The following is a 13,197-nucleotide window of genomic DNA, read 5'->3' as shown; positions in this document are numbered from 1 at the left end:
GGCCTGGTGTCAGGAGGCGGCGGAGGCCGTGCGCTCCTCGACGGTCAGGTCGATGGTGACCGTGGCGCCGCCCTCGGTGGTGAGGCGCAGCTTGTACGTACCGGCCGGGCCGTCCGCGTAGAACTTCGGGAGCTTCAGGCTGCCGTCGGCCGCCGTGGTGAGCTCGATGGTGCGGACGGGGTTGCCGTCGTCGTCCGTGCAGTACGGGCCCTTGTCGTTGACGGCCGGGTCGTCGCCGTCGGTGATCATGGTGGCGGTGACGGCGACCTTGCCCGCGGCCTTGCCCTGGTAGGTGGCGGCGACGGTGATGTCGTCGAAGGTCTCACCGGCGACGGCGGTCAGCTCGGCGGTGCCGGTCCTGGTGATGGCGTCGGCCTGGCGGGCGGTGACGGTCGCCTTGACGGTGGTGGCCGCCGAGGTGCCGGACACGGTGGCCCGTACGGTGAACTCGCCGGTCTTCTCGCCCGCGCGGAGCACCGGCGAGGAGACCTTGCCGTCGGCGCCGGTGGCGAGGGTGACCGCCTTGAAGCCGCCGACGAACGCGGTGTCGGTGTCGCCGACGACGGTGAAGGTGACCTTCGCCTTGGCGACCGCCTTGCCGAGGCCGTCGCGGGCCCGCACCTTGACCGTTCCGCCGAACTCGTCGCCGGCCGTGGCGGTCAGCGTGCCGGTGCCGTCGTTCTGGAGCGCCGCCACCTGCTGGGAGGGGGTGGGCGCCGGGGTCGGGGTGTGCGTCGGGGGCTTCGGCTTCGAGGGCTGGGGGCTGGGCTCGGCCGGCTTCGTGGGCTTGGGGGACGTGCCCGGCTTCGGCGTCTTGGACGGCGAGGGCGTCGGCGTCGGGGACGGGGCCGGGGTGCTCGACGGGCCGCCGTCCGGCCGGCCGGGGCCCGGGGTCCGGCTGGTGGGGCCGGTCGGGAGGACGCCGGTGCCGTCGGGGACCTCGTGCGTGCCGCGGTTGTAGTACGTGAACCAGGAGCGGACCGTACGCAGGTACACGTCGGAGTGGTTGTAGCTCAGGACCGCCCGGTCCAGGTCGGTGGCGGTCGACAGGTCGCGGTCGCCGGCGCAGAGGTAGCGTCCGGCGGCGAGCGCGGCGTCGTAGACGTTGTTGGGGTCCTTGCGGCCGTCGCCGTTGCCGTCCTGGCCCCAGGTCGCCCAGGTGGACGGGATGAACTGCATCGGGCCGACCGCCCGGTCGTGCGTCCGGTCCCCGTCGTAGGCGCCGTTGTCGGTGTCCTTGATCAGGGCGAAGCCGTTGCCGTCGAGGGCGGGGCCGAGGATCGGCGAGAGCGTGGTGCCCTGCGCGTCGACCCGGCCGCCGCGGGCCTGGCCGGACTCGACCTTGCCGATCGCGGCGAGCAGCTGCCACGGCAGCCGGCAGCCGGCGTCCGTGCCCGCGACGGTGTCCTGGGCCTTCTTGTACGCCGCGAGGACGGAGGCGGGTATGCCGGACTCGGCGGGGCCGGTCACCGGCAGGTTGGCCGAACCGCCGGGCTTGTCCGGGGTGTTGAGCGGCGGCAGGTCCGTGTAGTACGGCGAGTCGCCGGAGACGCCGCCGCCCTGGTCGGCGGGGGTCGAGGAGCCGGCGGAGGGGTGCTCGCCGTCGGCCGCGACGAGCGGGGACGGGGCACCGGGGGCCTGCGAGGCGGAGAGTGCCGCCACGGCGACGGCAGCCACGGCGGTGGTGGCCGCTCCTCTGTACAGTCGGCGACCGAATTGCGCTGCCATGAAGTGTGGGCCCTCCCCCTCGTCACAGTCGGCGCTCCCCTGCGCCTGGACTCAGGCGACCCTACGGCAAGTCCTCCGGCGCGCACACAGCGGGCGGGCGGGTTCTTACCGCTTTCTCACCTTTCTGAACACAAGTTGTCCACGTCCGGACATTCCCGTGACGGACCTTCCTGCCCCACGGGCCACCCGTTCCTGCCCCTCCGGGTCACGCATACTGCCCGCATGCCCTTCACGCTCAGCCATGCCGCCGCCGTGCTCCCGGGTATCCGCCGGGACGGTGCGGGCCGCGGTCCGCTGCTCGCCTCGGCCCTGGTCGCCGGGTCGTTCGCCCCCGACCTGACGTACTTCGCGGACTCCGTGATTCCGGGCGCCATGGAGTTCGGCGAGGTGACCCACGCGGTGTGGGGTGTCGTCACGGTGGACGTCCTGATCACCGCGGTGGCGCTCGGCCTGTGGCTGCTGCTGCGCGATCCGCTGGTGGCGCTGCTGCCCGAGCGGTGGCGGGGGCGGGTGCATGCCTGGCTGCGGGGCGGCGGGGCCCCGACGGGCCCCGGACGGCGGGGACTCGGCGCCCGGGACGCCGGGTGGTTCGCGGTGTCGGCGGTGATCGGGTCCGCCACCCATGTCGTGTGGGACGCCTTCACCCACCACGACCGGTGGGGCGTACGGCTGGTGCCGGGGCTCGACGGCAGCGTGGCCGGGTATCCCGTCTTCACCCTCGTCCAGTACGGCACATCGGCCCCGGCCCTGCTGCTGCTCGCCTGGTTCACGGCGTCGGGGCTGCGGCGGACCGGGGACCGGCCGGTGCCCGCGTCCGTGCCGGTCCTGACCGGGTGGGTCCGGGGCTGGGCGCTCGCCTCGATCGGGCTGTGCGCCGTGCTGGGCACCGCCCATCGGTGCGCCCGCTGGTACGCGTACCACGGGCACATCGACACGCCGCTGGACATCATCCCGACGGCCTGCTTCGGCGCGGGCGCCGGGCTCGCGGCCGGACTCCTGCTGTACGCGGCGGCGGTGCGGCTCGCCCCCGTGCGGCGGGAGGCGGAACCGGCCGGGGTCCCCGCGGACCCCGGCCGGAAGCGGTCAGTGGGCCGCTGACTCCCAGTCGTCGCCGACGCCGACGGACACGTCCAGCGGGGCGCGCAGCCGCACCGCCGTGGACATCTCGTGGCGCAGGATGCGCTCGACCTGCTCCCGCTCGCCCGCGGCGATCTCCAGCACGATTTCGTCGTGCACCTGGAGCAGCATCCGGGACTTCAGCTCCGCCTCGGTCAGCGCCCGGTCGACGTGGAGCATGGCGACCTTGACGATGTCGGCGGCGGTGCCCTGGATCGGGGCGTTGAGCGCCATCCGCTCGGCGGTCTCGCGGCGCTGGCGGTTGTCGCTGTTCAGGTCGGGGAGGTAGCGGCGGCGGCCGAAGATCGTCTCCGTGTACCCGGTGGCCCGGGCCTCCTCGACCACGCGGCGCAGATAGTCCCGGACACCGCCGAACCGCTCGAAGTAGGTGTCCATCAGGACCCGGGCCTCGCCCGCCTCGATGTTCAGCTGCTGGGAGAGGCCGAAGGCGGAGAGCCCGTACGCGAGGCCGTAGCTCATGGCCTTGATCTTGCGCCGCATCTCCGGGTCGACCGCGGACTTCTCCACACCGAAGACCTGCGAGGCGACCGTGGTGTGCAGGTCCTCGCCGGAGGTGAACGCCTCGATCAGGCCCGCGTCCTCGGAGAGGTGGGCCATCACGCGCAGTTCGATCTGGCTGTAGTCGGCCGTCATCAGCGTCTCGAAGCCCTCGCCGACGACGAAGCCGCGGCGGATCGCCCGGCCCTCGTCCGTGCGGACGGGGATGTTCTGCAAGTTCGGGTCGGTGGAGGAGAGGCGGCCGGTCGCCGCCACCGTCTGGTTGAACGTGGTGTGGATGCGGCCGTCCGCCGCGATCGTCTTCACCAGGCCCTCGACCGTGACCCGCAGCTTCGCCTGCTCGCGGTGGCGGAGCATGAGCACCGGCAGCTCGTGCTCGGTCTGGGCGGCCAGCCAGGCCAGCGCGTCCGCGTCCGTCGTGTAACCGGTCTTGGTCTTCTTGGTCTTGGGCAGGCCCAGCTCGCCGAACAGCACCTCCTGGAGCTGCTTGGGCGAACCGAGGTTGAACTCCCGGCCCACCGACGCGTGCGCCTCCTTCACCGCCTGCTGGACGGCCCCGGCGAACTGCTGCTCCATGCCCTCCAGATGGGCCCGGTCCGCCGCGATGCCGTGCCGCTCCAGACGGGCGAGCAGGATCGACGTCGGGAGCTCCATGTCGTGCAGCAGCTCGGCCGCGCCGACCTCCTTCAGCCGCTCCGTGAACGCGTCGCCGAGGTCCAGGACCGCGCGGGCCTGCGCCATCAGGGCGTCGGCCTCCGCCCGGTCGTCGGCGCCGAACGCCAGCTGGCCGTCGGCCGCCGCGGCCGGGGCCAGCTCACGGCCCAGGTACTCCACGGCCAGCGCGTCCAGCGCGAAGGAGCGGCGGCCGGGCTTCACCAGATACGCGGCGAGCGCGGTGTCCATCGTGACGCCCCGGAGGTGCCAGCCGTGCTCCGGGAAGACCCGCATCGCGCTCTTCGCGTTGTGCATGACCTTGGGCCGGGCCGGGTCCGCGACCCAGGCGGCGAACGCCTGCTCGTCGGCCTCGTCCAGCTGCGCCGGGTCCAGCCAGGCGGCTGAGCCGTCGGCGGCGGCGAGGGCAATCTCGGTGACCGTGCCGACGCCGAGCGCCCAGGTGTCGACGGTCATGACGCCGAGCGGCTGCGCACCGTGCTCCGCCAGCCAGGGGCCGGCCTCGCCGGTGGAGAGCACGGTCCCGTCCAGGTCGATACCGGCGGCGGGCGCGGGCGGCTCGGCCTCCGCGGCGCCCGGGTCCACCGCGAGCAGCCGCTCGCGCAGGCTCGGGTTGCGGATCTCCAGTATGTCGAGGATGCCGGTGACCGCCGTGCGGTCGTAGGGGGCCCGCTCCAGGCCCTCCGGGGTCTTCGGCAGCTCCACGTCCCGGACCATCTCGGTCAGCACGCGGTTCATCTTCACCGCGTCCAGGTGGTCGCGGAGGTTCTGTCCGGCGACGCCCTTGACCTCGTCGGCCCGGGCGATCAGCTCGTCGAACGAACCGAACTGGTTGATCCACTTCGCGGCGGTCTTCTCGCCGACCTTGGGGATGCTCGGAAGGTTGTCCGACGGGTCACCGCGCAGCGCCGCGAAGTCCGGATACTGCCGGGGGGTGAGGCCGTACTTCTCCACGACCTTCTCCGGGGTGAACCGGGTCAGCTCGGAGACGCCCTTGGTGGGGTACAGCACGGTCACGTTGTCCGTGATCAGCTGGAACGAATCGCGGTCGCCGGTGACGATCAGGACCTCGAAGCCGGCCGCCTCGGCCTGGGTGGCCAGCGTCGCGATGACGTCGTCCGCCTCGAAGCCGTCCACCGCGAACCGGTCCGCGTGCATCGCGTCCAGCAGCTCGCCGATCAGCTCGACCTGCCCCTTGAACTCGTCCGGGGTCTTCGACCGGTTCGCCTTGTACTCGGGGAACTCCTGCGCCCGCCACGTCTTGCGGGACACGTCGAACGCCACCGCGAAGTGCGTCGGCGCCTCGTCACGCAACGTGTTCGCGAGCATCGACATGAAGCCGTACACCGCGTTCGTCGGCTGGCCCGCCGCCGTCGTGAAATTCTCCGCGGGCAGCGCAAAGAACGCCCGGTACGCCAGGGAGTGCCCGTCCATGAGGAGCAGGCGCGGTCGGTTGTCTGCCGTCTTCTTCGATGCCGTCTCAGCCACACCCCGATCCTGCCACGGCCCACTGACAATCCGGACCGGCCACCGCCCGCGCGGCCTCACCGGGCACCCGGCGCGGCCCCCGTGCCAGGATCAGAGGGAGAAGGAAACACCCACGGCGGACCCGCGAGACACCTCCCGGGGGCCCGCAGCCGGCTCGAAGGGGAGCACCATGGCCAGCAAGCCGCCCGCAGGAGACCCCGTCCAGGACGCCCCCCGGGTCGGACCGGCCCAGCACTCCGCCGCCGGGCTGCCCGCCGTCGCCCAGAGCCTGCGCGTCGCCCAGCAGCAGATGGGCCTGCGCCGCACCGCGCGGACCCTCCTCAAGGTGAACCAGAAGGACGGCTTCGACTGCCCCGGCTGCGCCTGGCCCGAGGGCGACAAGCGGCACACCGCCGAGTTCTGCGAGAACGGCGTGAAGGCCGTCGCCGAGGAGGCCACGCTCCGCCGGGTCACCCCGGACTTCTTCACCGAGCACCCCGTCTCCGACCTCGCCGGGCGCAGCGGCTACTGGCTCGGCCAGCAGGGCCGTATCACCCAGCCCGTCTACCTGCCGGAGGGCGCCGACCGCTACGAGGCCATCACCTGGGAGCGGGCCTTCGCCATCATGGCCGAGGAGCTGGGCGCCCTCGCATCGCCCGACGAGGCCGTCTTCTACACCTCCGGGCGCACCAGCAACGAGGCCGCGTTCCTGCTCCAGCTCTTCGCCCGCGAGTTCGGCACCAACAACCTGCCGGACTGCTCCAACATGTGCCACGAGTCCTCGGGCTCCGCGCTCACCGAGACGATCGGCGTCGGCAAGGGCTCGGTCTCCCTGGAGGACCTGCACCACGCCGACCTGATCATCATTGCCGGGCAGAACCCCGGCACCAACCACCCCCGGATGCTCTCCGCGCTGGAGCAGGCCAAGGCCGCCGGGGCGAAGATCATCTCGGTGAACCCGCTGCCCGAGGCCGGTCTCGAACGCTTCAAGAACCCCCAGACCCCGCAGGGCATGCTCAAGGGCACCCCGCTCAACGACCTCTTCCTCCAGATCCGGATCGGCGGCGACCAGGCCCTCTTCCGCCTCCTCAACAAGCTGATCCTGGAGACCGAGGGCGCCGTCGACCGGACCTTCGTCGCCGAACACACCCACGGCTACGAGGAGTTCGCCGCAGCAGCGGCCGAGGCGGACTGGGAGTCGACGCTCGCCGCGACCGGGCTCGACCGCACCGCCGTCGAAGAGGCCCTGGCGATGGTCCTGGCCTCGGAGCGCACCGTCGTCTGCTGGGCCATGGGCCTCACCCAGCACAAGCACTCCGTGCCCACCATCCGCGAGGTCGTCAACTTCCTCCTGCTGCGCGGCAACATCGGCCGCCCCGGCGCCGGCGTCTGCCCCGTGCGCGGCCACTCCAACGTCCAGGGCGACCGCACCATGGGCATCTTCGAACGGCCCGCGCCCGCCTTCCTCGACGCCCTCGACAAGGAGTTCGGGATCACCTCACCGCGCCACCACGGCTACGACGTGGTCCGCGCGATCCGCGCCCTGCGCGACGGCGAGGCCAAGGTCTTCTTCGCGATGGGCGGCAACTTCGTCGCCGCCACCCCCGACACCGAAGTCACCGAGGCCGCCATGCGCAACGCGCGCCTCACCGTCCACGTCTCCACCAAGCTCAACCGCTCCCACGCGGTCACCGGCGCCCGCGCGCTGATCCTGCCCACCCTCGGCCGTACCGACAAGGACGTCCAGGCGGGCGGCAAGCAGTTCGTCACCGTCGAGGACTCCATGAGCAAGGTCCACGCCTCGCGCGGCAACCTCACCCCCGCGAGCCCCCACCTGCTCTCCGAGCCCGCGATCGTCGCCCGTCTCGCGCGCGCCGTGCTCGGGCCCGAATCCGGCACGCCCTGGGAGGAGTTCGAGAAGGACTACGCGACGATCCGGGACCGCATCTCCCGGGTCGTCCCCGGCTTCGAGAACTTCAACGCGCGCATCGCGCACCCCGGCGGCTTCACCCTCCCGCACGGCCCCCGCGACTCCCGCCGCTTCCCCACCGCCACCGGCAAGGCCAACTTCACCGCCGCACCCGTCGAGTTCCCCGAGCTGCCCGAGGGCCGGCTGCTGCTCCAGACCCTGCGCTCGCACGACCAGTACAACACCACGATCTACGGCCTGGACGACCGCTACCGGGGCATCAAGGGCGGCCGCCGCGTCGTCCTCGTACACCCGGAGGACGCGGCGGCCCTCGGGCTGGCCGACGGGTCCTACACCGACCTGGTCAGCGAGTGGAAGGACGGGGTGGAGCGCCGCGCCCCCGGCTTCCGCGTCGTCCACTACCCCACCGCCCGGGGCTGCGCCGCCGCGTACTACCCGGAGACCAATGTGCTGGTCCCTCTCGACTCCACCGCCGACACCAGCAACACCCCCGCCTCCAAGTCCGTCGTGGTGCGCTTCGAGCCCGCGGGCTAAGCGCTCGCTCAGGCGTCTGATAAGAACGACGCATAAGAACGACGCGTACGAGCACCGCACCGAGACGAAAGGCGGACCCATGGGCGAGCACACCACCCCCACGTTCCCCCAGGAGATCATCGACGAGTACGCCGCGCTCGGCGTCGACCTGCCCGCCCTCTTCTCCGCCGGCCACCTCGGCGAGCGCATGGGCGTCCGCATCCTCGAAGCCTCCGCCGAGCGCGTCGTCGGCACCATGCCGGTCGAGGGCAACACCCAGCCGTACGGGCTCCTGCACGGCGGCGCCTCCGCCGTGCTCGCCGAGACCCTGGGCTCCGTCGGGTCGATGCTGCACGGCGGCCCCTCCAAGGTCGCCGTGGGCGTCGACCTGAACTGCACCCATCACCGAGGGGTACGGAGCGGCCTCATCACCGGCACCGCCACCCCCGTGCACCGCGGCCGCACCACCGCCACGTACGAGATCGTCCTCACCGACGAACACGACAAGCGGGTCTGCACCGCGCGCCTCACCTGCCTGCTGCGCGACGCCCCCACGCCCGAAGCCGTCTGACCCCGCACCACCGCACCGCCCCCCCTGCCCGGCCGTGACCCAAAACGGCCGGGCAGCGGCATATCCGGGCACAACCACCGGAGCGATCAAGGAAATTGAGCGGCGCACGACGTCAATCCCCTTGACCGGGCGCTCCGTTCCATGGCCCACTCATCTGCCACACCTCACCCGCCCCCACCACCACACCCCGTCGCCGCACCCCCGCCACCGTCACGCAGCGTGACCAACGCCCGAGGTGGAGCGCCCCGCCGCGACGCGATCAGCCCGGCCCCGCAGCCACCGGGCCCTTCGGCGCGCCCGCGCACCCCCGCACCGGGCCCCCGCCGGGCGACAGCAGCAAGATCACCTCAAGCCCCTTAGCAGAGCTGCGCGTTCTCACATTGCGGTCACTTCACGGTCCGGTAAAAAGCTGGACATGTCCGCCCAGCCACCTCAAGCCTTGCTCAAGGGCATAACAAGACAGTCACATCCTTGGCCGCTACCACTCCCGACCCCCACCGCTGCCCTTAGAGTCACGGCCAGTCACCGCGCCGCCGGGCGCGTCTGCAAGCACGGCCCTGTACCAACCCAGTACGGCCCGGCGAACGACACGGCACCTCAAGCGAGGAGGCCGCGCCAGGGAAAGGACCTTTCGTGCGACACCGTTCTTTGCTCATCCTCACCACAGTGCTCACCACCGGTGCACTGACGCTCACCGCCTGCGGGTCGCGCGACGACGACAACAAGAGCGACGGCAACGGCGGCAGCTCCAACACGACCGTCGTCATCGGCGTCGACGCGCCGCTCACCGGTGACCTCTCCGCCCTCGGCCTCGGCATCAAGAACTCCGCCGACCTCGCCGCCAAGACGGCGAACAAGGAGAAGACGGTCCCCGGCATCACCTTCGAGGTGCAGCCGCTCGACGACCAGGCCCAGCCCTCCGTCGGCCAGCAGAACGCCACGAAGTTCATCGACAACAAGAAGGTCGTCGGTGTCGTCGGCCCGCTGAACTCCGGCGTCTCCCAGTCGATGCAGAAGCCGCTCAACGACGCCGGCCTCACCCAGGTCTCGCCCGCCAACACCGGCACCGAGCTGACCCAGGGCGACAACTGGAAGACCGGCGACAAGAAGCGCCCCTTCAAGACCTACTTCCGCACCGCCACCACGGACCAGATCCAGGGCGCCTTCGCCGCGAAGTACCTGTACAACAACGCGAAGATCAAGCAGGTCTACCTCATCGACGACCAGAAGCCCTACGGCGCCGGTCTCGCCGCCTCCTTCAAGGCGACCTTCACCGACCTCGGCGGCAAGATCGTCGGCGCCGACCACGTCAACCCCGACGACCGCGACTTCAACGCCGTCGTCACCAAGGTCAAGAAGTCCGGCGCCAAGGCCGTCTACTACGGCGGCGAGTACCCCGCCGGCGCGCCCCTGAGCCAGCAGCTCAAGGACAGCGTCCAGATCCCGCTCATGGGCGGCGACGGCATGTACAGCGCCGACTTCATCAAGCTCAACAAGAAGGCCCAGGGCGACATCGCCACCTCCGTCGGCAAGCCCGTCGAAGAGCTCGACTCCGCCAAGAAGTTCATCGCGGACTACAAGACCGCCGGTTACAAGGACGCCTACGAGGCCTACGGGGGCGGCACCTACGACGCCACCTGGGCCATCATCGAGGCCGTCAAGCTCGCCGTCTCCGAGAACGACGGCAAGCTCCCCGACGACGCCCGCGCCAAGGTGCTCGACGCCATGGGCAAGGTCAAGTTCGACGGTGTGACCGGCCCGGTCTCCTTCGACCAGTACGGCGACACCACCAACACCATGATGACCGCCTACCAGGTCGACGGCGGCAAGTGGGTCTCCAAGCTCAGCGAGGCCTACAAGCCGTAACTCCCGGGCACGCCCCGACCGACGACCCCAGACCGCGCGGGAGCGCTACGAGCACTCCCGCGCGGTGCCATATCCGAACCACTCCACGGAGGCCCTGCGGTGCACGAACTGCCGCAACAGCTGGCCAATGGACTCATCCTCGGCGCGATGTACGGACTCATCGCGATCGGCTACACGATGGTCTACGGAATCATCCAGCTCATCAACTTCGCCCACGGCGAGATCTTCATGATCGGAGGCTTCGGAGCTCTCACCGTGTACCTCTGGATGCCGGCCGGCTCCAACCTCCTCGCTATCGTCCCCCTCATGATCATCGGCGGCGTCATATGCTCCGTCGCCGTCAGCGTCGCCGCCGAACGCTTCGCGTACCGGCCCCTGCGCAACGCCCCCCGGCTCGCCCCGCTGATCACCGCGATCGGGCTCTCCCTCGCCCTCCAGCAGGCCATCTGGAAGTGGTACCCGGACGCCACCAAGGACCACCCCTTCCCGCAGTTCAAGGGCGACGCCTTCGAGCTCTTCGGCGCCCACGTCCAGCGCGGTGACCTCTTCGTCCTCATCTCCGCCCCCGTCTGCATGATCGCCCTCGGGCTCTTCGTCTCCAAGACCCGCGCCGGCCGCGGCATGCAGGCCACCTCGCAGGACCCCGACACCGCCAAGCTCATGGGCATCAACACCGACCGCATCATCGTCATGGCCTTCGCCATCGGTGCCGCGTTCGCCGCCGTCGCCGCCGTCGCCTACGGGCTCAAGAACGGCCAGATCGGCTTCCGCATGGGCTTCCTCATGGGCCTCAAGGCCTTCACCGCCGCCGTACTCGGCGGCATCGGCAACATCTACGGCGCCATGCTCGGCGGCGTCGTCCTCGGCGTCGCCGAATCCCTCGCCACCGGCTACATGAGCGACGTCCCCGGCATGGAACTCTTCGGCGGCGGCGCCTGGAAGGACGTGTGGGCCTTCGCCCTCCTCATCGTCGTCCTGCTGCTGCGCCCCCAGGGCCTGCTCGGCGAACGCGTCGCGGACAGGGCGTGATACGGATGACCACCGCACTCCTTCCCGCCCCCGCACCCGCCGCCCGCATCGCCACCCTCGCCGGCGCCGCGGCCGCACTCGCCGGCACACTCCTCCCCTGGACCTGGACCTCCGAATTCCCCGGCGACCTCACCGTCACCGGCTACCCCGGCGGCCTCCAGGTCCTCACCCTCACCGGCGCGGTCCTCACCCTGCTCTTCGCCCTCACCGGCTACGGCATCCCCGGACTGCGCTGGCTCACCCCCGCCGGCACCAACAGCCCCGTCCGCCTCCTGGCCCTCGCCACCTTCGGCACCACCGGCTACGCCATGGGCGCCATCTCCTACGAGCTCGGCGGCGTCGTCAACCTCGAACCCGGAGCCTGGGTCAGCGGCATCGGCGCACTCGTCGCCGTCATCGCCTCCCTCGCCCTCCCCTACGACGTCCCGCTCTCCGAGGACGGCCCCGCACCGAACGCCTGGCAGCGCTTCCGCAACAGCCTCGCCGCCCCGTCGGCCCCCCGCGCCAAGGCCCTCCCGGGCTGGGCCGAAATCATCATCATCGCCGTCGCCTTCGGCCTCGGGCTGTACGTCTTCACCTACGGGATCGACATCCCCACCGAGGACTCCGAACAGTTCATCGGCTTCCTCATCACCGCGGGCTTCGCCGTCACCGCACTCAACCGCTCCGGACTCATCGCCCGGCTCACCGCGCTGACCACCAAACACCGCAACGTCACCCTCGCGGCCGCCCTCGTCGCCGCCCTCTGCTTCCCCTTCACCCAGGACACCGCGGAATACGCCCTCATCGGCGTCAACATCCTCATCTTCGCCACCGTCGCCCTGGGCCTCAACGTCGTCGTCGGCCTCGCCGGCCTCCTCGACCTCGGATACGTCGCCTTCCTCGGCGTCGGCGCCTACACCGCCGCCCTCGTCTCCGGCGCACCCCTCTCCGCGATCGGCGTCAAGTTCCCGTTCTGGGCCGCCGTCCTCACCGGAGCCGTCGTCTCGATGATCTTCGGCGTCCTCATCGGCGCCCCGACCCTGCGACTGCGCGGCGACTACCTCGCCATCGTCACGCTCGGCTTCGGAGAGATCTTCCGCGTCACCGTCAACGCCCTCAACGGCAACAGCGGCCCCGACCTCACCAACGGCTCCCAGGGCATCCCCAGCATCCCCGACCTCAACCTGTTCGGGATCGACTTCGCCCTCAGCCACGATGTCGGACCCTTCACCCTCAGCAGGCCGGCCAACTACTACCTGCTGATGCTCGTCTTCACCGCCGTCGTCGTCCTGGTCTTCCGCCGCTCCGGGGAATCCCGCATCGGCCGCGCCTGGGTCGCCATCCGCGAGGACGAGACCGCCGCCACCGCCATGGGCATCAACGCCTTCCGGCTCAAACTGCTCGCCTTCGCCCTCGGCGCCACGCTCGCCGGCCTCGCCGGCACCGTACAGGCACACGTCAACTACACCGTGACGCCCGAGCAGTACCAGTTCGCCGGCTCCGTGCCGCCGAACTCCGCGTTCCTCCTCGCCGCCGTCATCCTCGGCGGCATGGGAACCCTCAGCGGACCCTTCGTCGGCGCCGCACTGCTCTACCTCATCCCGGCCAAGCTCCAGTTCATGCAGGACTACCAGCTGTTCCTCTTCGGGATCGCGCTCGTCCTCCTGATGCGCTTCCGGCCCGAGGGCCTGGTCGCCGACCGCAGGAAGCAGCTCGAATTCCACGAGAACGACCAGCTCGACGTGCCCACACCCCGGAAGTCCGACGAGACGGACGCCGGCATCGCCAAGGCGGGGGCGTAACA

The 13,197-nt window shown here is 71.0% G+C and carries 8 protein-coding genes; 6 read left to right on the top strand and 2 right to left on the bottom strand.

Annotation, left to right across the window (positions count from 1 at the left end; genetic code table 11):
* Positions 1–9: 9 nt before the first annotated feature.
* A complete protein-coding gene (locus NEH16_RS24230) occupies positions 10–1,728 on the bottom strand; it encodes a lytic murein transglycosylase (RefSeq protein ID WP_265544914.1) in 1,719 nt (572 codons plus the stop codon).
* A 222-nt stretch (positions 1,729–1,950) separates the two neighbouring features.
* On the opposite strand from NEH16_RS24230, the gene NEH16_RS24225 reads away from it, so the two are divergent.
* Positions 1,951–2,826, top strand: a complete 876-nt coding sequence (locus NEH16_RS24225) for a DUF4184 family protein (RefSeq protein ID WP_265544913.1) — start codon at positions 1,951–1,953, stop codon at positions 2,824–2,826.
* On the opposite strand, the gene polA is transcribed toward NEH16_RS24225, so the two are convergent.
* Positions 2,812–5,523, bottom strand: a complete 2,712-nt coding sequence (gene polA, locus NEH16_RS24220) for a DNA polymerase I (protein WP_265544911.1) — start codon at positions 5,521–5,523, stop codon at positions 2,812–2,814. The genes NEH16_RS24225 and polA overlap by 15 nt on opposite strands.
* Before the next feature lie 169 nt (positions 5,524–5,692).
* Between polA and NEH16_RS24215 the strand changes: the two genes are divergently transcribed.
* The 5 genes from NEH16_RS24215 to NEH16_RS24195 all read left to right on the top strand — a co-directional run bounded on the left by NEH16_RS24215 (position 5,693) and on the right by NEH16_RS24195 (position 13,195).
* Complete coding sequence (locus NEH16_RS24215; RefSeq protein ID WP_265544910.1) at positions 5,693–7,966, top strand: FdhF/YdeP family oxidoreductase; 2,274 nt, start codon at positions 5,693–5,695, stop codon at positions 7,964–7,966.
* A gap of 79 nt (positions 7,967–8,045) precedes the next feature.
* Complete coding sequence (locus NEH16_RS24210) at positions 8,046–8,516, top strand: PaaI family thioesterase (protein WP_265544908.1); 471 nt, start codon at positions 8,046–8,048, stop codon at positions 8,514–8,516.
* 648 nt (positions 8,517–9,164) lie between these two features.
* Positions 9,165–10,382, top strand: a complete 1,218-nt coding sequence (locus tag NEH16_RS24205) for a branched-chain amino acid ABC transporter substrate-binding protein (protein ID WP_265547361.1) — start codon at positions 9,165–9,167, stop codon at positions 10,380–10,382.
* A 99-nt stretch (positions 10,383–10,481) separates the two neighbouring features.
* On the top strand, positions 10,482–11,411 hold the full coding sequence (locus tag NEH16_RS24200) for a branched-chain amino acid ABC transporter permease (protein ID WP_073968279.1): 930 nt from the start codon (positions 10,482–10,484) through the stop codon (positions 11,409–11,411).
* Between the two features lie 5 nt (positions 11,412–11,416).
* Positions 11,417–13,195: a branched-chain amino acid ABC transporter permease gene (locus NEH16_RS24195; protein WP_265544906.1), complete on the top strand. Its 1,779-nt coding sequence runs from the start codon at positions 11,417–11,419 to the stop codon at positions 13,193–13,195.
* The last annotated feature ends 2 nt before the right edge of the window (positions 13,196–13,197 follow it).

Source organism: Streptomyces drozdowiczii (assembly GCF_026167665.1).
Lineage (GTDB): Bacteria > Actinomycetota > Actinomycetes > Streptomycetales > Streptomycetaceae > Streptomyces > Streptomyces drozdowiczii_A.
Note: the sequence above shows the minus strand (reverse complement) of the source record. Positions and strands in the feature narration are given on the sequence as shown.

Coding starts and splice junctions, on each gene's coding strand:
- NEH16_RS24230 (WP_265544914.1), bottom strand. CDS start 1,728: ATGGCAGCGCAATTCGGTCGCCGACTGTACAGAGGAGCGGCCACCACC.
- NEH16_RS24225 (WP_265544913.1), top strand. CDS start 1,951: ATGCCCTTCACGCTCAGCCATGCCGCCGCCGTGCTCCCGGGTATCCGC.
- NEH16_RS24215 (WP_265544910.1), top strand. CDS start 5,693: ATGGCCAGCAAGCCGCCCGCAGGAGACCCCGTCCAGGACGCCCCCCGG.
- NEH16_RS24210 (WP_265544908.1), top strand. CDS start 8,046: ATGGGCGAGCACACCACCCCCACGTTCCCCCAGGAGATCATCGACGAG.
- NEH16_RS24195 (WP_265544906.1), top strand. CDS start 11,417: ATGACCACCGCACTCCTTCCCGCCCCCGCACCCGCCGCCCGCATCGCC.